Origin of the sequence: Azospirillum brasilense (genome assembly GCF_003349955.1) — a bacterium.
In the GTDB taxonomy this organism is placed as follows: domain Bacteria; phylum Pseudomonadota; class Alphaproteobacteria; order Azospirillales; family Azospirillaceae; genus Azospirillum; species Azospirillum brasilense_B.
On sequence record NZ_QLKQ01000048.1, the window covers coordinates 1 to 18,420 of the forward strand.

The 18,420-nt window shown below is 67.7% G+C and carries 17 protein-coding genes and 1 pseudogene; 2 read left to right on the top strand and 16 right to left on the bottom strand.

Annotated elements, in window-relative coordinates; translation table 11 throughout:
• The 14 genes and pseudogenes from DXK32_RS20160 to DXK32_RS20225 form a co-directional block, all read right to left on the bottom strand.
• Positions 1-359: pseudogene (locus DXK32_RS20160) on the bottom strand (hypothetical protein); the annotation flags it as partial.
• Positions 360-456: 97 nt separating this feature from the next.
• Positions 457-741 (bottom strand): hypothetical protein, encoded by a 285-nt coding sequence (locus tag DXK32_RS20165; RefSeq protein WP_035675976.1) that lies wholly within the window; start codon positions 739-741, stop codon positions 457-459.
• A 172-nt stretch (positions 742-913) separates the two neighbouring features.
• Positions 914-2,173: a GTPase HflX gene (hflX, locus tag DXK32_RS20170; protein WP_114860140.1), complete on the bottom strand. Its 1,260-nt coding sequence runs from the start codon at positions 2,171-2,173 to the stop codon at positions 914-916.
• A 52-nt stretch (positions 2,174-2,225) separates the two neighbouring features.
• Entirely contained in the window at positions 2,226-2,474 is a 249-nt protein-coding gene (hfq, locus tag DXK32_RS20175) for an RNA chaperone Hfq (protein ID WP_035675971.1), read from the bottom strand.
• A gap of 95 nt (positions 2,475-2,569) precedes the next feature.
• Positions 2,570-3,271, bottom strand: a complete 702-nt coding sequence (locus DXK32_RS20180) for an HAD family hydrolase (RefSeq protein ID WP_114860141.1) — start codon at positions 3,269-3,271, stop codon at positions 2,570-2,572.
• On the bottom strand, positions 3,268-4,131 hold the full coding sequence (locus DXK32_RS20185) for a D-amino-acid transaminase (protein WP_114860142.1): 864 nt from the start codon (positions 4,129-4,131) through the stop codon (positions 3,268-3,270). The genes DXK32_RS20180 and DXK32_RS20185 overlap by 4 nt, the downstream gene beginning before the upstream one ends.
• 42 nt (positions 4,132-4,173) lie before the next feature.
• On the bottom strand, positions 4,174-5,550 hold the full coding sequence (gene trkA, locus DXK32_RS20190) for a Trk system potassium transporter TrkA (protein WP_114860143.1): 1,377 nt from the start codon (positions 5,548-5,550) through the stop codon (positions 4,174-4,176).
• A gap of 210 nt (positions 5,551-5,760) precedes the next feature.
• Positions 5,761-6,069 carry a hypothetical protein gene (locus DXK32_RS20195; RefSeq protein ID WP_114860144.1) on the bottom strand — a complete coding sequence of 103 codons (309 nt, stop codon included), beginning with the start codon at positions 6,067-6,069 and terminating at the stop codon, positions 5,761-5,763.
• Between the two features lie 364 nt (positions 6,070-6,433).
• Positions 6,434-7,834, bottom strand: a complete 1,401-nt coding sequence (locus tag DXK32_RS20200) for a sigma-54-dependent transcriptional regulator (RefSeq protein WP_114860145.1) — start codon at positions 7,832-7,834, stop codon at positions 6,434-6,436.
• Positions 7,824-10,145: a sensor histidine kinase gene (locus tag DXK32_RS20205; protein WP_114860146.1), complete on the bottom strand. Its 2,322-nt coding sequence runs from the start codon at positions 10,143-10,145 to the stop codon at positions 7,824-7,826. Before DXK32_RS20205 ends, DXK32_RS20200 begins: the two co-directional genes overlap by 11 nt.
• 186 nt (positions 10,146-10,331) lie before the next feature.
• The gene (gene ntrC, locus DXK32_RS20210; protein WP_014197046.1) at positions 10,332-11,777 is read right to left on the bottom strand and encodes a nitrogen regulation protein NR(I); all 1,446 of its coding nucleotides are present in this window, start codon (positions 11,775-11,777) and stop codon (positions 10,332-10,334) included.
• Positions 11,774-12,976 carry a two-component system sensor histidine kinase NtrB gene (locus DXK32_RS20215; protein WP_114860147.1) on the bottom strand — a complete coding sequence of 401 codons (1,203 nt, stop codon included), beginning with the start codon at positions 12,974-12,976 and terminating at the stop codon, positions 11,774-11,776. Before DXK32_RS20215 ends, ntrC begins: the two co-directional genes overlap by 4 nt.
• Positions 12,976-13,962 carry a tRNA dihydrouridine synthase DusB gene (gene dusB / locus DXK32_RS20220; protein ID WP_114860148.1) on the bottom strand — a complete coding sequence of 329 codons (987 nt, stop codon included), beginning with the start codon at positions 13,960-13,962 and terminating at the stop codon, positions 12,976-12,978. The genes DXK32_RS20215 and dusB overlap by 1 nt, the downstream gene beginning before the upstream one ends.
• 124 nt (positions 13,963-14,086) lie before the next feature.
• Positions 14,087-14,902: a cytochrome C assembly family protein gene (locus DXK32_RS20225; RefSeq protein WP_114860149.1), complete on the bottom strand. Its 816-nt coding sequence runs from the start codon at positions 14,900-14,902 to the stop codon at positions 14,087-14,089.
• Positions 14,903-15,103: 201 nt separating this feature from the next.
• On the opposite strand from DXK32_RS20225, the gene DXK32_RS20230 reads away from it, so the two are divergent.
• Entirely contained in the window at positions 15,104-16,258 is a 1,155-nt protein-coding gene (locus DXK32_RS20230) for a bifunctional 2-C-methyl-D-erythritol 4-phosphate cytidylyltransferase/2-C-methyl-D-erythritol 2,4-cyclodiphosphate synthase (protein WP_114860150.1), read from the top strand.
• Between the two features lie 72 nt (positions 16,259-16,330).
• Positions 16,331-16,834 carry a CinA family protein gene (locus DXK32_RS20235; protein ID WP_103039123.1) on the top strand — a complete coding sequence of 168 codons (504 nt, stop codon included), beginning with the start codon at positions 16,331-16,333 and terminating at the stop codon, positions 16,832-16,834.
• A 13-nt stretch (positions 16,835-16,847) separates the two neighbouring features.
• On the opposite strand, the gene DXK32_RS20240 is transcribed toward DXK32_RS20235, so the two are convergent.
• On the bottom strand, positions 16,848-17,315 hold the full coding sequence (locus DXK32_RS20240) for a type II toxin-antitoxin system RatA family toxin (protein ID WP_114860151.1): 468 nt from the start codon (positions 17,313-17,315) through the stop codon (positions 16,848-16,850).
• A 59-nt stretch (positions 17,316-17,374) separates the two neighbouring features.
• Positions 17,375-18,331 carry a lipoyl synthase gene (lipA, locus tag DXK32_RS20245; RefSeq protein WP_114860152.1) on the bottom strand — a complete coding sequence of 319 codons (957 nt, stop codon included), beginning with the start codon at positions 18,329-18,331 and terminating at the stop codon, positions 17,375-17,377.
• Positions 18,332-18,420 lie beyond the last annotated feature (89 nt).

Below are 18,420 nucleotides of genomic sequence, written 5' to 3' on the forward strand. Positions count from 1 at the left end.
GTCAGTGGACCGGGTTCCGGCGGCTTGCGCGGCGCGTTCGGATCGGGCGGGGACTGCGGCGTGTCGCGCGCCTCGCGCGTCTCCTCCTTGGGCGGCGGCGGGGGCGGACGCCACAGGCGGAAACAGTCGGTGAAGGTGGCTTCCTTGCAGGCTTTCAGCAGCTCCTTCGGGTCCGGCGCCACGACCAGCGGGCTGAACGGGGCGGGCGGAAACGCCGCGGGCTCCGGCGGCAGAGGGTCTTCCGGTGCGACCGGCGGCTCCTCCACGAATCCCGGTGGCAACACCCGCTCGGCGGCGGTGGCGGCGGTGCCCGCGAAGGCCAGAAACGCCAGGGACAGGAGAGCGATCGGGACGCGCAAGGGAATCCGGAAAAAGAAAGCGGGCCGAGCGTCCATTATGGCGCCCTGCCCGCTGCATAGCCACGGACAAATCCTTGCCCCGGCACACCCGCCTCCGTCAGGAGCGCGGCAGGCTGTCGCTCGGGGTGGCGTGCAGCGCCCAAGCGGCCAGTTCGGACCGCAGGGCGGCAATCTTGCTGCTTTCCGTCGGGTTGGTTTCCTTGCGCCAGGCGTCGCTGATGATTTCCAGAAGACGGGCGCGGCCGGCGTTGTCGCGCGACAGCTCCTGGATGCGCAGCACCGCGGCACCGGGCGACAACTGCTCCTGCCGGGCGACCAGGGTCACCTGATCGGCCAGGAAGGCGGTGATCGAAAAGTGTGTTGGATCGGTCTGCAAACGCATAGGCGGGCCTCCTCCCGGGGATAACCCATCGGCTCCCCATGTCGAATATCGGGGGCGCGTTGGGAAAAGGCTACACCTCGGACGTCGTAGGCCGGGTCTGAAATCGGGCGCGTCATGTCGTCGCATGTGCACGAACGAATTATGACGCGCCCAACTCCTTTATGGCGAAAGATCAGCCGTGCACGAACCGTTTCTCGAAACGGGCCAGATCCGCCGGGTCGATGGCCACCTGGATGTGGGCCTGGACCTCGTCGTCCCGCCGTTCCAACACCTCACCTTTTTCATAGAGCCACGCGAGCGCCGCCCCGTCCCCCAACTCCACGGACAGGTCCACCACATGGCGGTGGGCGTTCATCCGCTGGTCGAGCAGCCGGTCGAGATCGGCGATCCCCGCCCCCGACAGGGCGGACACCGCCACGGCGCGCGGGTTGCGGGCCGTCTGGGCCAGGATCGCCTCGCGGGATTCCTCGTCGAGCGCGTCGATCTTGTTCAGCACCTCGATCACGCGGTCGTCGGCGTCCGGGTCGATGCCCATGTCGCTCATGACCTCGTGCACGTCGGCCTTCTGGGCCTCGCTGTCCTGGTGGGAGACGTCGCGGACGTGCAGGATGATGTCGGCGGCGTCGACCTCCTCCAGCGTGGCGCGGAAGGCGGCGACGAGGCCGTGCGGCAGGTCGGAGATGAAACCCACCGTGTCCGACAGGATCACCTTGCGGCCGGACGGCAGGGTCACCTGACGCATCGTCGGGTCCAGCGTGGCGAACAGCAGGTCCTTGGCGAAGACGTCGGCGTTGGCCAGCCGGTTGAACAGCGTCGACTTGCCGGCGTTGGTGTAGCCGACCAGAGCCACCACCGGGTACGGCACCTTGGCGCGGGCCTTGCGGTGCAAGCCGCGGGTGCGGCGGACCTCCTCCAGCTCCTTCTTGATCTTGACGATGCGGTCGCCGATCAGGCGGCGGTCCATCTCAAGCTGGGATTCGCCGGGACCGCCGAGGAAGCCGAAGCCGCCGCGCTGGCGTTCCAGGTGGGTCCAGGAACGGACGAGGCGCGATTTCTGGTAGGTCAGGGCAGCCAGCTCGACCTGGAGCATGCCTTCGCGCGTGCGGGCGCGGGCGCCGAAGATCTCCAGGATCAGGCCGGTGCGGTCGATGACCTTGACCTTGAGGGCTTTTTCCAGATTGCGCTGCTGCACCGGCGACAGCGCGTGGTCGAGGATGACGAGGGACGCCTCCGTCTCCTCCACGATCTGGGCAAAATGCTCCACCGTCCCCGACCCGAGTAGGATCGAAGGCTGCGGGCGGTTCACCCGCGCGCATTCGGCGTGCACGACCTCCAGATCGATGGCGCGGGCAAGGCCCACCGCCTCGTCCAGGCAGGATTCGGGATGGCGCAGGACCCCGTCCGCCTCATTGCGGAGGACGGGGTGGACCACGATGGCGCGGCCGGAGGCATCAGGCGTCCGGCCGTTGCCATTGGTCGAAAAATCAGACGTTTTCACCTTCCTTGGGCGGCTCGAAAAGTTGGATCGGATGCGCGGGCATCACGGTGGAGATGGCGTGCTTGTAGACGAGCTGCGAATGCGCATCGCGCCGCAGCAGTACCGAGAAGTTGTCGAACCAGGTGATGATTCCCTGAAGTTTAACACCGTTCACGAGGAACACGGTCACGGGAGTCTTGTTCTTGCGGACGTGGTTGAGGAACACGTCCTGCACATTTTGGCTTTTTTCAGACATTTTATGTCGCCCCCTTCTTCAGTGTTTTTTGGGGCCCCTTGTTGGAAGCCCGCCCCCTGCAGCGATAAGGTCATGGTTGGTCGCAACCGTCTCGACTACTGGTCATCCGATATGGTGTCACCACCGCTGCCCACCAAGCCGCACAATGCATGGCACGTGTCGTACCGATGGGCCGGAGGGAAGCGGGTGAAGCCGCTGCCCTCGCCCGCCCCTATTAGCACCGGGACCATTCCCGCGCCATGGGCACATTCCATGTCGATGTCGGCGTCCCCCACGAACCAGACGTCCGGGCCCGGCGGAATGTTCGCCGGTTCCAGAGCCATCAGCACCGGCGCGCTGTGCGGCTTGTCGAATTCGGCGTCATGGGCACCGACCAGACGGCCGAAAAATCCGGTCCAGCCCAGCGCGTCGGCTTCCGCCCGCAGGAAACGGCCGGTCTTGTTCGACACCACCGCCTGATAGATCCCGCGCTCGGCGAAGCCGCGCAGCAGGGATTCCGCGCCTGGCAGGGGCCGGAGATGCTCCAGGTGATGCGCCTCGAAATAGGCGTAGAAAAGGTCGCGCGCGTCGGTCCAGCGCTCGCCGAAGATGCGGGGGAAACTGTCGCGCAGCGACTGCTTGATGCGCTCCCGCGCCTCCTCCTCGGTCCAGGCCGGATGGCCGAAGGTGACCAGGGCGTGGTTCAGCGCGGCGCGCACGGTGCCCCAGTTGTCGACCAGCGTGTTGTCCCAGTCGTAGAGGACGGCGCGCGGCAGAACGGGCAGACGGTCGATGACGGCGGCGGCGGCGTCGCTCATGACGGCACCCCGGCGGCCACGTAATCGAGATAGGCCTGCCGCAGCATCCGGGTGACCGGCCCCGGCCTGCCCTCGCCCACCGGCTTGCCGTCGATGCGGGTCACCGGCAGAGCGAAGGTGCCGGCCGAGGACACGAAGGCCTCGCGGGCGGCGAGCGCCTCCGCCACCGTGAAGCTGCGCTCCTCCACCGGGATGCCGCGCTCCCCGGCCAGCCGCAGGAGCGACTGGCGGGTGATGCCGTTGAGGATCTTTTGCGACGGGGCGCGGGTCACCAGCACGCCGTCCTGCGTGACGATCCAGGCGTTGGAGGAGGAGCCCTCCGTCACCGTGCCGTCCTCGTCGACCAGCCACGCCTCGTAGGCGCCCGATTCGGCGGCCTGCTGCTTGGCCAGCACCGGGGCGAGCAGGCCGACCGTCTTGATGTCGCACCGGCCCCAACGGATGTCGGGCGCCGTGACCACGGCCACGCCCTTCTCAAGCTGCTCCGGCTTGGCGAAGGCGCTAACCCGCTTGACGGTCATCACCAGGGTCGAGGGGACGTTCGCCGGGAACTTGAAGTCACGCGGGGCGGCGCCGCGGGTGACCTGGAGGTACAGCGACCCGTTGCGGACGCCGTTCCGCCGCACCAGTTCGTGGGCGATCATCGTGACGACGCGCGGGGCCGCCGGCCAGTCCATGCGCAGCTCCGACAGGCTGCGGCCCAGACGCTCCATATGGCCGTCCAGGTCCGCGAAGCGCCCGTCGAGGAGGGTGACCACCTCATAGACGCCGTCGGCGAACTGGAAGCCGCGGTCTTCCACATGAACCGCCGCCTGCCGGTGCGGCAGGTAACGGCCGTTGACGTATGCCCATCGAGCCATGGAGGTTCTTTTTGTTGGTGCCAAAAACGATACGGGAGGCGATCAGAAGAATTCAAGCCGGACGGCGAACATCTTTTCCACCTTTTTCACCTGACCGGCGGTGGCCAGGATGATGACGCGGTCCTTTGGACGGATCACCGTGGCCGGGCGCGGGATGATGACCTCGTCGCCGCGCACGATCGCTCCGACGATGACCCCGGAGGGCAGCTTCACCTCGCGCAGCGGTGTGTTCACCACCGCGGAGGTTTCCAGCGCCTCCGCCTCGATGACCTCGGCGAAGCCGTCGCGCAGGCTGTGCACCGCACGGATGCGGCCGCGCCGGACGTGCTGGAGGATGTTCGACACGGTGATGGCGCGCGGGCTGACCACCGCGTCGATCCCCAGCGGCGACACCAGCGAGGTGTAGGACGCCTTGTTGATCAGTGTGATGGCGCGCTTCGCCCCGTGCCGCTTGGCGAGCAGCGAGGAGAGGATGTTGCCCTCGTCGTCGTTGGTCACGGCGACCACCGTCTCGGTGGCGCGGACGTTGGCCTCCTCCAGGATTTCCGGGTCCAGCCCGTCGCCGTGCAGCACCATGGTGCGCGACAGGCGCTGCGCCACGAACTGGGCGCGGCTGCGGTTCATCTCGATGATGCGGGCGGTGACCTGGGGGTGCTTCGCCTCCAGCTCCTCCGCCAGACAGAGCCCGATGTTGCCGCCGCCCAGGATGATGATGCGGCGGGCCTCCACCTCCTCGTGGCCGAAGGCGGCCATGGCGCGGTTCAGATGGCGGTTGTCGCAGGCGAAATAGACCTCGTCGCCGGGCAGCATCTGGTCGTCGCCACCGGGGATGAAGGAGCGGTCGTTGCGGATGATCGCCACCACCTCCAGCCCGAGGTCGGGGAACAGGCCGGTCAATTGGCGCAGCGGCGTGTGCAGCACCGGGCAGGTTTCGGTGCAGAGCACGCCGACGACGCGGACCTTGCCGTCCGCCAGCGGGATCATGTCGAAGGCGCCCGGCACCTGGAGCCGGCGGGCGATGGCCCGCGCCACCGCGATCTCCGGCGAGATGATGACATCGATCGGCATGTGGTCGCGGCTGAACAGGTCCGCCCAGATCGGCTTCAGATAGCTCTGGTTGCGCACGCGGGCGATCTTGGTCGGCACCTTGAACAGGGCGTGCGCGACCTCGCAGGCGACCATGTTGATCTCGTCGATCTGGGTGACCGCGATGATCATGTCGGTCTCGCCCGCCCCCGCCGCCTCCAGCACGTCGGGGTGCGACGCGTGGCCGACCATGGCCTGCACGTCGAGCGTGTCGCTGATCCGCTGGATGAGTTCCGGCGAATGGTCGATCACCGTGACGTTGTTGCCCTCGGACGCCAGATAGCGCGCGATGTTCGAGCCGACCTGCCCGGCTCCGCAAACGATGACCTTCACGGCCTTTGCACCCTTCCCCGCCCATTTTCCAGGCACTTAGGACAGGGACCTTATCATTTTGCGGCAGGACGCACCAACTCTATGTTCGCGAAGGGAAATACGGGCCAACCTGCCGACGTCGACCGGAAGAGGGATGATGGGTGCGCCCTGCCCCATCACCCTCCCCCCGTCGGTCACCGCGCGGCGGAGACCCGTCTGCCGGGCTTGGCGTCAGCTGTTGTCGATCGTGTAATAGAACTGCGTGACGACGCCTTCCGGAGCACCGTCCTTGCGGGTGTCGAAGTTGAAGTCCTGCGACCGGCCGTCGATGTTGACCGATCCCTGGACGTGGGCCGGCCCGCTGAAGTTCACACCGATCAGAAGAAGCTGATTCACGCCGGGCTGGAGATTGCCGGTCAGCACGACCTGTTCGTTGATCGATTCGCCACCGCCAATGCGGTTGTAAACCTGAGCGCCGTTCAGATAAGCAACAAGCTGGTTGTCGGTGTAATTGACCGTCAGGACAGCAGTGGTCGCCATATTGTGATTCCTCCTCATAAAAGAAAATTGTGTTTGTTGTTAAGCGCGCTCACGAGATAATAAATATTTAGGCAATTACCTTCAATCAACGCCAAAAGCGTTACTCGGTATTTCACAAAATATATAAATACAATGGTATTTAACGTTCGCTTGAGTAAAGCAGGATGGTTCATCAAGAGGCATCGGGAATGATGGACTTATCGAAACACAATTCCAGACGACGCATCCATGACACACGCTGACAGGCACCGCTTCCCGACAAAATAAAAGCAGGCTCCCATGCCGCCCGCGTTCGGGACATGCTCGGGAAGCCTGCTTCAGGAGAAAAGACGGCGCCTCGTGCTGGACGATGTGCTGGGAAAGTCTACTCGACGAACAGCTTGCCCTTCTCGCTGCCGTGCACGCCAAGCGACTTCAGCTTCCGGTGCAAGGCGGAACGCTCCATACCCACGAAGGAGGCGGTGCGGGAGATGTTGCCGCCGAAGCGCGTCACCTGGGCCAGCAGATACTCGCGCTCGAACACTTCGCGGGCCTCGCGGAGCGGCAGGCCCATGATCTCGCCACCCTTGTCCCATTTCAGGACCGTGGGGGTGATGGCGCCGATTTCCGGCGGGAGCTGGTCGGCGCGGATCGGCTCCTTGGGGTCGCCCTGCGCCATGATGAGCAGCCAATCCACCACATTGCGCAGCTGGCGCACGTTGCCCGGCCAGTCGTAGGCCTGAAGCGCGGCCATGGCGTCCTCACCGAAGTCGCGGGCCGGCAGTCCGGCGGCCTCAGCCGAGCGCTGCATGAAGTGGCGGGCCAGCAACGGGATGTCCTCGCGCCGCTCGGCCAGCGAGGGCACGCGGATCGGCACCACGGCGAGACGATAGAACAGGTCCTGACGGAAGCGGCCCTGGTCGATCTCCGCCTGGAGGTCGCGGTTGGAGGTGGCGACGACGCGCACATCGACCTCGACCCGCTGGCCGCCGCCGACCCGCTCGAACACCTGCTCCTGCAGGGCGCGAACGATCTTGCCCTGGGTCTCCAGCGGCATGTCGGCCACCTCGTCGAGCAGCAGCGTGCCGCCGTGCGCCTGCTCGAAGGTGCCGATCTTGCGCCCGCCTCCGTCCACCCCGGCCTCGGTCCCGAACAGCTCCATCTCCAGCCGGTCGGGGCGCATGGTGGCGCAGTTCAGCCCGACGAAGGGACCGCCGGCGCGGCGCGACCGGGCGTGAATCAGCCGGGCCACCACCTCCTTGCCGGAACCGGCGGGGCCGGTGACGAGGACGCGGCTGCCGGTCGGCGCCACCTTCTCGATGCTCTGGCGGACGTGGTTGACGGCGGCGGACCGGCCGATCAGTTCGACCTCGCCGCCGGCCCGCAGCTTCAGCTCCTCGTTCTCGCGCTTCAGCCGGGCGGCCTCGATGGCGCGGTCCACCATCAGCAGCAGCCGGTCGGCCTTGAAGGGCTTTTCGATGAAGTCGTAGGCGCCGATCTTGATGGCCGAAACCGCGGTCTCGATGTTGCCGTGGCCCGAGATCATGATGACCGGCAGGTTCCGGTGGTCGCGCATCAGCTGTTCGAGGATCTGAAGCCCGTCAAGTCGGCTGCCCTGCAGCCAGATGTCCAGAACCACGAGGCTCGGACGGCGCGCGGAGACCTGGGCGAACGCCTGATCGGCGTCGGCGGCCTCGCGCGTCTTCATGCCTTCGTCGTTCAGGATGCCGGCGATCAGCATCCGGATGTCCGCTTCGTCGTCGACGATCAGAATGTCATGCGCCATGGGCTGCGTGCCTCTTCTCTTCACCGGTCTCCGCCGGCGTACCGACGCCGCCAGGGGCGTCGCCCGCGGCCGTTCCGGAACTGGTGGACGTGTTGGGGATGACCAGACCGACGCGCGCCCCGCCGCCTTCGCGGTCCTCCAGGGTCAGCACGCCGCCATGGTCCTCCATGATCTTCTTGACGATCGCGAGCCCCAGCCCCGTGCCTTTCGCACGCGTCGTCACGTAGGGTTCGGTCAGCCGGTCGCGCTCCTCGGTCGGCAGGCCCTTGCCGTTGTCCTCGATGATCATGGCAATGCGCTCGGCATCGGCCTCGACCCGGATGGCGACATGGCCGGGCGGCAGCTCCGCGCCGTCGGCGGGCGGCGGGCGGCCTTCGATGGCGTCCGCGGCGTTCTGCAGCAGGTTGGTCAGCGCCTGGCTGATCTGGCGGCTGTCGCAGGGCACGGTCAGCGGCCCCTGCGGAAGCGCCATATCGAACTTGATCTTGCCGGCGTGCGCGCTGGATTGCAGGAACACCGCCTGCCGGACGAGATCGTTGAGGTTGCAGGGCTTCATCACCGGCTGCGGCATGCGCGCGAAGGCGGAGAACTCGTCCACCATGCGCCGGATGTCGTCCACCTGACGGACGATGGTGTCCGTGCACATGGTGAAGACCTCGGTGTCGCTGGTGATCTCCTTCAGATACTTGCGGCGCAGCCGTTCGGCGGAGAGCTGGATCGGCGTCAGCGGATTCTTGATCTCGTGGGCGATGCGGCGGGCGACGTCGGCCCAGGCCGCCTTGCGCTGGGCGGAGACCAGCTCGGTGATGTCGTCGAAGGTCACGACGTAGCCGCGGATCTCCCCGCTGCCCCGCCCCTCGGTGGAGATGCGGACGAGCAGGGTCAGCGGCGTCGTGCCGGGGCGGCGGATCTGGATCTGGTCCTGCACCACCCGGCCCGGACGGCCCGGCGCGTGGTCCAGAAGCTCCCCCATCTCGGGGGACAGCTCGGCCAGCCTCATCCCGATCAGGCTTTCCGCGTCCTCGACGCCGAGAAGGCGCGCGGCCGAGAAGTTGGGAAGGGTGATGCGCCCTTCGGCGTTCAAGCCGATCACGCCCGCCGACACGCCGCCCAGCACGGTCTCGGTGAAGCGGCGGCGCTCGTCGATCAGGCGGTTGGCCGAAAGAAGCTCGTGCCGCTGGCTTTCGATCTCCGTCGTCATGCGGTTGAAGGCGCGCGACAGCAGGCCAAGCTCGTCCTCGCCGGGCGGTTCGGTCACCCGGACGGTCAGGTCGCCGGCGCGCACCCGTTCCGCCGCGCCGATCAGGGCGCTGATCGGCCGCGCCAGCCGTGTCGCAAAGATCAGCCCCGCCCACACCGCCGCCAGCAGAAGCAGCAGGGCGACGACCAGGAAGATCAGAGTGAAGGTGATCTGCAGGCTGCCGCGCTGGCTTTCCAGCGCCCCGAACTCCCGCACCGCCCCTTCCGCCGAGGCCATGTGCGAGAGCACGCGCGGCTCCACCATGCGCCCGACATAGAGATAGGTGTCGGCGAAGCGGTCGAGGCGGACCAGCGCGCGGACGCGGTCGTCGTTCTCGCTGACGATCATCGCCACCTCGCCGCGGCGGGCGGTGGCGAGCTTGTCGTCGGGGATCGGGTCGAACTCCAGAGCGAAGGTGTAGCCGGAGCGCGCGACGATGGCGCCGGTCGTTCCGTTGAAGACGATGGCCTCGGACAGGGCGCGCAGCATCGCCTGGGTGGCGACCACCTGCTCGAACCGCTCCGGGTCGCTGGCGAGGCGCGCCGCCTCCTGGTTCAGGTCGTTCGCCATGGCGAGCGCGTCGGCGCGGATGTTCTGCTGGTGCTCGTGCAGATAGGCGCTGGCGACCGCCAGCGATTCGTTCACCGCCGTGCGCACCCGCTCGCTGAACCAGGACTGCACGCCGACATAGAAGAAGACGGTGGAGAAGATGGCCATGATGATGGCCGGCGCGACGGCGAGCAGGCTGAACACCGCGACCAGCCGCACATGCATCTGCGACCCGGCGAGGCCGCGCCGCCGCCCGATCCACAGATAGACGATCCGCCGCGCGATCAGCACGCCGAGCAGGAGCAGCAGCGCCAGATCGAGGGTCAGCAGCCACGTGACGGTGCGCGGGTTGGTTTCCCCGAAGGGCGCGCTCTCCGTCAGCGCCGTGTAGGTCGCGAAGCCCGCCACCAGGGCCGCCAGCGACAGCGCGAAGGCAAGCCGCTTCGCCAACCCGACCCGGGTTGCCCAGCGAAGGAACTGCTGCCAAAGCGGCGTGACGGGTTCAGGGGGTATGGGCGACATCAATCCGGCAACCAGTCTGTTGCCAGAATGATACACGAGCTGTTGCCGTCATGCCAAGCGGCAACCCCTCTGCCTTTCGCACAGTCCCTAAGGAACATCGCGAACGGCAGAGGCGCCAAAAGCCTGTCGCAAAAACAACACGCTGTGGGGCGTGAGCGACGCCCGGCCGCCCCGCCGGCCGCCGGATCACTTCAGCCCGCGCACCACCTGGATGTCGAGGTCGCGGATCTTCTTGCGCAGCGTGTTGCGGTTGAGGCCGAGAAGCTGCGCCGCCTTGATCTGGTTGCCCCGCGTCGCCGAGAGGCTGAGCGAGATCAGCGGCCGCTCCACCTCGCGCAGCACCCGGTCGTACAGGCCGTTCGACGGCATGCCGTCCTTGTGCGCAGCGAAATAGTCCTTGAGGTGGCGCTCCACGGCGGCGGACAGGCCCTCGCCCTGCGGTTCCTCCACCGGCTGGGCGGCGGGGGTGGTGTCGGCAAGCTCCGCCTCCACCACGTCGAGCCCGATGACCTCCTGCGAATAGAGCGCGGCGAGGCGGCGGACGAGATTCTCCAGCTCGCGCACGTTGCCCGGCCAGCGGTAGCGCTTCAACCGGTCCATGGCGGGCTGGTCGATGCTCTTCACCGGCAGTCCCTGCGCCGAGCACTGGTTCAGGAAGTGGCGGACCAGAAGCGGCACGTCCTCCGTACGTTCGCGCAGCGGCGGCAGGCGGATGGGGACGACGCACAGGCGGTAGAACAGATCCTCGCGGAACAGGCCCTGGCGGATCAGGGTGCGCAGGTCGCGGTGGGTCGCGGCGACGATGCGTACGTCCGTCTTGATGGGTGTACGTCCGCCGACGGTGGTGTACTCGCCCTCCTGCAGCACGCGCAGCAGACGGGTCTGCGCCTCCAGCGGCATGTCGCCGATCTCGTCGAGGAACAGGGTGCCGCCCTGCGCCTGCTCGAAGCGGCCGGTCGAGCGGTTGGTGGCCCCGGTGAAGGCGCCCTTCTCGTGGCCGAACAGCTCGGACTCGATCAGTTCGCGCGGGATGGCCGCCATGTTGATGGCGACGAAGGGGCCGTTGCGCCGCTTGCCGTAGTCGTGAAGCGCGCGCGCCACCAGCTCCTTGCCGGTGCCCGACTCGCCGGTGATGGTCACCGTCAGGTCGGTGCCCATCAAACGGGCAAGGACGCGGTAGATCTCCTGCATGGCCGGCGAGCGGCCGATGAGGGGAAGCTGCTCGTCCGCCTCGCCGGCGTCGGCGGGCAGCGCCGCTGGCGGCGTGTTGGAGTTCAGCGCCCGCTCGACGACCGAGACCAGCTCCTTCAAGTCGAAGGGCTTGGGCAGGTATTCGAAGGCGCCGCGCTCCGCCGCCTTCACGGCGGTGATCAGCGTGTTCTGCGCGCTCATCACGATGATGCGCAGGTCGGGCCGGATCTTCTTGATCCGCGGAATCAGGTCCAGCCCGTTCTCGTCGGGCATCACCACGTCGGTGATGATGAGGTCGCCCTGCCCGTCCGCCACCCAGCGCCAGAGCGTGGAGGCGTTGCCGGTGGTGCGCACCTCGTGGCCGAGGCGGGCGAGCGCCTGGGTCAGAACGGTGCGGATGGCGCGGTCGTCGTCCGCAACCAGGATCGTGGCTGCACTCATCCGATGGCCCCTCGGATGCCTCTGGCCGGTGCAGGATCGCCGCTCATCTGCGCTTCATCGAACATGGGTAGCGAGACCTTGAAGACGGTGCGGCGCGGCTGGCTGTCAAATTCGATGACGCCGCCGTGGTCGCCGACGATTTTGGCTACCAATGCAAGCCCCAGGCCAGTCCCATTGACCTTGGTGGTAATGAAGGCATCGAACAGGTTCGAACGCAGGTCATCGGGTATGCCGTCCCCATTATCCTGAACGGACACCAGCAACGGCAGTTGCAGGCGGGTGTCGCCGCCGGGCAGGGCCATGCGGACGCCGTGCTGATAAGATGTGCTGAGTATGATCTCGCCGCCCGATTCCGGTGCAGCTTCTGCCGCATTTTTAATCAGGTTGAGGAAAATCTGGATGAGCTGGTCGCGGTTGCCATAGACCGGCGGCAGCGACGGGTCGTAACGCTCGATGAAGCGGATCTTCCGGGCGAAGCCGCTCTGGGCCACCTTGCGGACATGCTCCAGAACGGTGTGGATGTTCACCGCGCTGCGCTCCAGCGGGCGCTGGTCGGAGAAGACCTCCATCCGGTTGACCAGCGCGACGATGCGGTCGGCCTCGTCGCAGATCAGCCGGGTCAGCACCCGGTCGGACTCGCTGCAGTTCTCTTCCAGAAGCTGCGCCGCGCCGCGGATGCCCGACAGCGGGTTCTTCACCTCGTGCCCCAGCATCGACGCCATGGCGGTGACCGAGCGGGCGGCGTTGCGGTGGGTCAGGGAGTTGTCGATCTTGCGGGCCAGCGTGCGCTCGTTGACCGTCAGCAGCACATGGTCGGCCGGCTCGCCCAGCGCGGTGACCCGCACGGTGACGTGGTGCGGGCCGATGCGCGGCGTGTCGATGACGACGCCCTCCTGCGAGGCGCGGTGGCGGCCCTGCTGCACCTGCTCGATCAACTGGCTGACCGGGCTGTTGGGCGGCAGCAGTTCGGCCAGCGGCATGCCTTCCATCATGGCGGCGGACAGGCCGAAGAACTCCTGCGCCTCCAGATTCACATAGCGGATGTCGCCGGAGCCGTCGACGACCAGGACCGGGTCGGGGAGCGCGTTCAGCATGACGGACGGATCGATGCAGGGGCGGACGGGGCGGTAGGAACTGGAGGGCGCACGGGGCCGCGCCGGGCGGCGGGGCAGTGGCGCAGCGGCAGATGCACGGGCCATCAGGCAGCCATCCTTTCGATCGCCGGGGCGTAGAAGTCGCGGATGAAGCCGCGCACTCGTTCGGGATCGGACATGCGGTTGACCTCCGAGCGGAATTCGGCGGAGTCGCGCAGGCCCGTTGAGTACCAGGAGATGTGTTTGCGGGCGACGCGCAGCCCGCCTTCGACGCCGTAATGGGTCAGCATGGCGTCGTAATGCTCCAGCAGCGTGTCGAGCTGCTCGTGGAGCGGCGGGTCGGGCAACCGCTCGCCGGTGCGGATGTAGTGCATCACCTGGGCGGGGAACCAGGGGCGGCCGTAGGCGCCGCGTCCGATCATCACCCCGTCGGCGCCGGACTCGGCGAGCGCGCGGTCCACGGCGTCGAAGGAGGTGATGTCGCCGTTGACCACCACCGGGATCGACACCGCCTCCTTCACGGAGCGGATGAAGGACCAGTCGGCGGTGCCGTTGTAGAACTGCTCGCGGGTGCGGCCGTGGACGGTGACCAGCTTGATCCCGCATTCCTCGGCGATGCGGGCGAGACGGGGCGCGTTGAGGCTGCTGTCGTCCCACCCCTTGCGCATCTTCAGCGTCACCGGGATCGAGACCGCCTTCGCCGTGGCCTCCAGGATGCGGGCGGCGAGCGCCTCGTCGCGCATCAGGGAGGAGCCGGCGTGGCCGTTGACCACCTTCTTCACCGGACAGCCGAAGTTGATGTCGATGATGGCCGCCCCGCGGTCCTCGTTCAGCTTCGCCGCCTCGGCCATCACCTCGGGCTCGCAGCCGGCGAGTTGGACCGCCATGGGGAACTGCTCCGGCTCGCACTCGACCATGCGCAGCGTCTGGCGGTTCTCGCGGATCATCGCCTGGCTCGCGACCATCTCGGAGACGACCAGTCCGCAGCCCGACTGCTTCACCAGCCGCCGGAACGGCAGATCGGTGACGCCGGACATGGGGGCGAGGATCACCGGACCCTCAAGCGAGATGGTGCCGATTTGAATGGCCATGTTCACCTGCCCACATGATGGGCACATTAGCGATATGATGAGAATTTGTGCACGGTAGCACAGCGTTTCGGCATGTTGCAAGTGCACATCCCGCGAACGCCGCGCTGGCTGTCATGCGTCGGGGTTAGCCGAGCAGGACGTCGGTGACGAACTTGACGCCCGGATAGGCGAGGGTCAGCAGCAGATAGGCGATCAGCACGAGACGCGCGGCCATCCGCCCGCGCACACCGGTGCGGGCGTGGGCCAGCAGCAACCCGCCGATGACGACGAAGCTGGCGACGGACAGAAGCGTCTTGTGGTCGGCGCGCAGCAGCGCGCCGGTTTCGTAATAGAGCACCGCCATTCCCGTGGCGAGACCGGCCCCCAGAACCGCCTCCGACGCGCCGAGAAGATGGAGCTGCATCCGCTCGCTTTCCGCCACCGGGGGCAGGAAACGGGTCAGCGGCGTCGGACGTTTCGACTTCAGCGCCCGTTGCTGGAGGAAGGCGGCGAGCGACGCCACGGCGGCCATGGTCAGCAGCGCGTAGGTGATGACCGACACGGCGATGTGCAGGTCGATCCAGATGCCCGGCGCGCCGCCGCGCAGCACCGGCGCCGGGGCCTGCTGGGCCAGGGTCGCGAAGGCGCCGACGGTCAGCAGATAGGGCAGCAGCAGCGGGGACAGCCGCCACGCCGACCGGGTCAGCGCGCTCATCGCCATGAACAGCAGCATGCAGGCGGCGATGGTGATCCACAGCGCGGTGGACAGGCCGGTGTGCCAGCGTCCCGCCACCTGGGTCAGCGCCCAGGCCGCCGGCCCGGCGAAGCCCAGAGCCAGGGCGCCCCAGAAATAGGCGGACCGCCCATCCGCCCCCTGCCCCGCGATCCGGTGGTACGGGTAGATGGACGCCGGCAGCAGAGCCATCAGCGCGGTCAGGCTGTAGACGATGTTCTGCGACATGCGGCGGACCCGTGCCCTTCCCTCTGCGGAAACCCAAAGTCGCTGTTGGACCCAAAGTCGCTGTTGGACAAGTCTCTGAAGCTCTTGGCGGAACGCCGGTGAGCGGCTAGGCTCGGCTGCGTCCGGCCGCCATGACGTAAGCGTCACGCGGACGGCCCGTCAAGCGCGGATACCATAGCCCAAACGGCACGGATACGTCCCATGTCTTCCTGTATCGCGCTGATCGTCGCCGCCGGAAGCGGCCAGCGTTTCGGCGCCGAGCGGCCCAAGCAGTATCTCGATCTGGCCGGCCAGTCCGTTCTGCGCCGCACGGTCGAGGCCTTCCGGCGCCACCCCAAGGTGAGCGCGGTGCGCGTCGTCATCAATCCCGCCTTTCGCGATCTCTACGATGCGGCCGTCGCGGGGCTGGACCTGCCCGAACCGGTGGTCGGCGGGGCGTCCCGCCAGGATTCGGTGCGCAACGGGCTGGAGGCGTTGGCCGACTCGGCGCCGGGCCTCGTGCTGATCCACGACGCGGCCCGCCCGCTGATCGACGCCGGCACCATCGACGCGGTGATCGCGGCGCTCGACACCCACCCTGCGGCGCTGGCCGCCGTTCCGGTCGCCGACACGCTGAAACGCGGCGAGGACGGGCTGGTGGCCGGAACGGTGGACCGCAGCGGCCTGTGGCGCGCCCAGACCCCGCAGGGCTTCCGCTTTCCCGACATCCTGGCCGCGCACCGCGCGGCCGCCGGGCTGGAGCTGACCGACGACGCGGCGGTCGCCGAACGCGCCAGGCTGCCGGTCGCGCTGGTGCCCGCCAGGGAGGAGAATTTCAAGGTGACCACCCCCGACGACCTGACCCGCGCGACCCGCGCGCTCGATTCCGCCCTGTCCGACATCCGCACCGGTTCGGGCTTCGACGTGCACCGTTTCGCCGAGGGCGACCACGTCACGCTCTGCGGCGTGCGGGTGCCGCACACGCAGCGGCTGGACGGCCATTCGGACGCCGACGTCGGGCTGCACGCGCTGACCGACGCCATCCTGGGCGCGCTGTGCGCCGGGGACATCGGCAGCCATTTCCCGCCCAGCGACCCGCAATGGCGCGGCGCCGACAGCGCGCTGTTCCTGAAACACGCGGCGGAGCTGGTGACGGACCGCGGCGGGCGGATCGCCCATGTGGACGTGACGATCATCTGCGAGCGCCCGAAGGTCGGCCCGCACCGCGAGGCGATGACCGCGCGCGTTGCCGACATCCTGGGCATGCCGGTGGACCGGGTCAGCGTGAAGGCGACGACGACGGAGCGGCTGGGCTTCACCGGGCGCGGCGAGGGCATCGCGGCGCAGGCGATGGCGACGGTCCGTCTGCCGGGATAGCATGAGCGTTCCCTAGCCCTCTCCCGCGATGGGAGAGGGGCTGGTTCTGGCACGACGACGAAAGGGACCCGCATGTTTCCCGATCACATCCGCGAACTCGCCGCCAAGCTGCTCGCGGAATACGAACTGGCCGGCTACACCCTGGCGACCGCCGAATCCTGCACGGGCGGCCTGATCGCGGGGGCGCTGACCGACATCGCGGGCTCGTCCAAGGTCGTGGACCGGGGCTTCGTCACCTACTCCAACGTCGCCAAGTCCGAGATGCTCGGCGTGCCGCCCAGCCTGATCTACGCCCACGGCGCGGTCAGCCCGGAGGTGGCGGTGGCGATGGCGGTGGGTGCCCTGGCGAAGTCGAAGGCCGACGTGACGGTGGCGGTCACCGGAGTCGCCGGGCCCGGCGGGGGAACGCCGGAAAAGCCGGTGGGGCGCGTCTACATCGCCACGGCGGTCCGCCGCGGCGCCGCCAAGCACAAGGAATACACCTTCCCCGGCGACCGCGAGGCGGTGCGCCTCGCGACCGTGCAGACCGCGCTGGAGCGGCTGCGCACCGCCCGCCCCGAGACCGGGATTCGCTGAGGGAAGACCGGCCTCAGGCGGTCCGCGCCGTGGCGGGCCGGGTGGCGCCGTTGCCGTAGAGCTGGTTGGCGCGGGTCTCGAAGGCCTGCACCATCCGGCGCACCGCCTCGTTGAACAGCACGCCCATGATCTTCTGCAGCATCTTCGAGCGGAACTCGAAGTCCACGTAGAAATCCACGCAGACGCCGCCCTCGTGCGGGGTGAAGATCCAGTGGTTGTTGAGGTACTGGAACGGCCCCTCGGTGTACTGGACGTTGATGCGGCGGTTCGCCTCGTCCAGCTCCACGCGCGAGGTGAAGCGTTCGCGGACCATCTTAAAGCCGATGACAAGGTCCGCGAACATCACGTCGCCTTCACGGCGGCGGATGCGGGCGGCGAGGCACCAGGGCAGGAATTCCGGGTACTTCTCCACATCGGCGACCAGCCGGTACATCTGCTCCGGCGTGTAGGGAAGAACCTTCTTTTCCGCGTGCGTCGGCATACCCGCTCCGTTTCTCTTTCGGCCGCCTCTCGGCCCGCCGCCCTTCAGCCCGCCGCCTTTCAGCCGGCCGTTGCCGCGAGCTTGCGGAGGCGAGCCTCCCGCAGCTTCGCGAAATCCGCCCCCGCGTGATAGCTGGAGCGGGTCAGCGGCGTCGAAGCCACCATCAGGAAACCCTTGCCGCGGCCAAGTGTTGCGTAGCTCTGGAATTCTTCCGGAGTCACGAACCGGTCCACCGCCGCGTGCTTGGGCGTCGGCTGGAGGTACTGGCCGATCGTCATGAAGTCAACATCGGCGGCGCGCAGGTCGTCCATCACCTGCCCGACCTCCTCCTTCGTCTCGCCCAGCCCGACCATGATTCCGGACTTGGTGAACATGGACGGGTCCAGCTCCTTCACCCGCGCCAGCAATTGCAGCGAGGTGAAGTAACGGGCGCCCGGACGGATCGTCGGGTAGAGGCGCGGCGCGGTTTCCAGATTGTGGTTGAAGACGTCGGGCTTCGCCTCGACCACCACCTCCACCGCACCCTTCTTCTTCTGGAAGTCGGGGGTCAGGATCTCGATGGTGGTGTCGGGCGACGCGGCGCGGATGGCGCGGATGGTCCGGGCGAAATGCTCCGCCCCGCCGTCCTCCAGGTCGTCACGGTCGACGGAGGTGACGACGACGTGGCTCAGCTTCAGTTGGGCCACCGCCTCCCCCACATTGTCCGGCTCATGCGGGTCGAGCTGGTCCGGTCGCCCGGTGCCGACGTTGCAGAAGGCGCAGCCGCGGGTGCAGACGGAGCCGAGGATCATGAAGGTCGCGTGCTTGTGCTTCCAGCACTCCCCGATGTTCGGGCAGGCGGCCTCCTCGCACACGGTGTTGAGCTTGAGCCCGCGCATGAGGCTGCGCGTCTCGTTGTATTCCTGGCTGGTCGGCGCCTTGACGCGAATCCAGCCCGGTTTGCGCTGGATCGGGTTGTCGGGCTTGTGGGCCTTTTCGGGATGGCGAAGCTTCTCGGGGTGATCGGCCACGGTCATGGTCTGAAGTGCTCCCACGGGCTGCCCGGTGGCAGCGCCGATGCTGAACGGTAACGCGCCGCCGACCGCGCAAGGGGCGACGCAGGGAA

What these genes read in the sequence shown, in the direction of transcription:
- DXK32_RS20240 (WP_114860151.1), bottom strand. Translation starts at nt 17,315, where the DNA reads ATGCCGACGCACGCGGAAAAGAAGGTTCTTCCCTACACGCCGGAGCAG.
- dusB (WP_114860148.1), bottom strand. Translation starts at nt 13,962, where the DNA reads ATGGCCATTCAAATCGGCACCATCTCGCTTGAGGGTCCGGTGATCCTC.
- DXK32_RS20230 (WP_114860150.1), top strand. Translation starts at nt 15,104, where the DNA reads ATGTCTTCCTGTATCGCGCTGATCGTCGCCGCCGGAAGCGGCCAGCGT.
- DXK32_RS20185 (WP_114860142.1), bottom strand. Translation starts at nt 4,131, where the DNA reads ATGGCTCGATGGGCATACGTCAACGGCCGTTACCTGCCGCACCGGCAG.
- DXK32_RS20215 (WP_114860147.1), bottom strand. Translation starts at nt 12,976, where the DNA reads ATGGCCCGTGCATCTGCCGCTGCGCCACTGCCCCGCCGCCCGGCGCGG.
- DXK32_RS20235 (WP_103039123.1), top strand. Translation starts at nt 16,331, where the DNA reads ATGTTTCCCGATCACATCCGCGAACTCGCCGCCAAGCTGCTCGCGGAA.
- hfq (WP_035675971.1), bottom strand. Translation starts at nt 2,474, where the DNA reads ATGTCTGAAAAAAGCCAAAATGTGCAGGACGTGTTCCTCAACCACGTC.
- DXK32_RS20200 (WP_114860145.1), bottom strand. Translation starts at nt 7,834, where the DNA reads ATGGCGCATGACATTCTGATCGTCGACGACGAAGCGGACATCCGGATG.
- DXK32_RS20205 (WP_114860146.1), bottom strand. Translation starts at nt 10,145, where the DNA reads ATGTCGCCCATACCCCCTGAACCCGTCACGCCGCTTTGGCAGCAGTTC.
- DXK32_RS20180 (WP_114860141.1), bottom strand. Translation starts at nt 3,271, where the DNA reads ATGAGCGACGCCGCCGCCGCCGTCATCGACCGTCTGCCCGTTCTGCCG.
- lipA (WP_114860152.1), bottom strand. Translation starts at nt 18,331, where the DNA reads ATGACCGTGGCCGATCACCCCGAGAAGCTTCGCCATCCCGAAAAGGCC.
- DXK32_RS20225 (WP_114860149.1), bottom strand. Translation starts at nt 14,902, where the DNA reads ATGTCGCAGAACATCGTCTACAGCCTGACCGCGCTGATGGCTCTGCTG.
- DXK32_RS20165 (WP_035675976.1), bottom strand. Translation starts at nt 741, where the DNA reads ATGCGTTTGCAGACCGATCCAACACACTTTTCGATCACCGCCTTCCTG.
- ntrC (WP_014197046.1), bottom strand. Translation starts at nt 11,777, where the DNA reads ATGAGTGCAGCCACGATCCTGGTTGCGGACGACGACCGCGCCATCCGC.
- DXK32_RS20195 (WP_114860144.1), bottom strand. Translation starts at nt 6,069, where the DNA reads ATGGCGACCACTGCTGTCCTGACGGTCAATTACACCGACAACCAGCTT.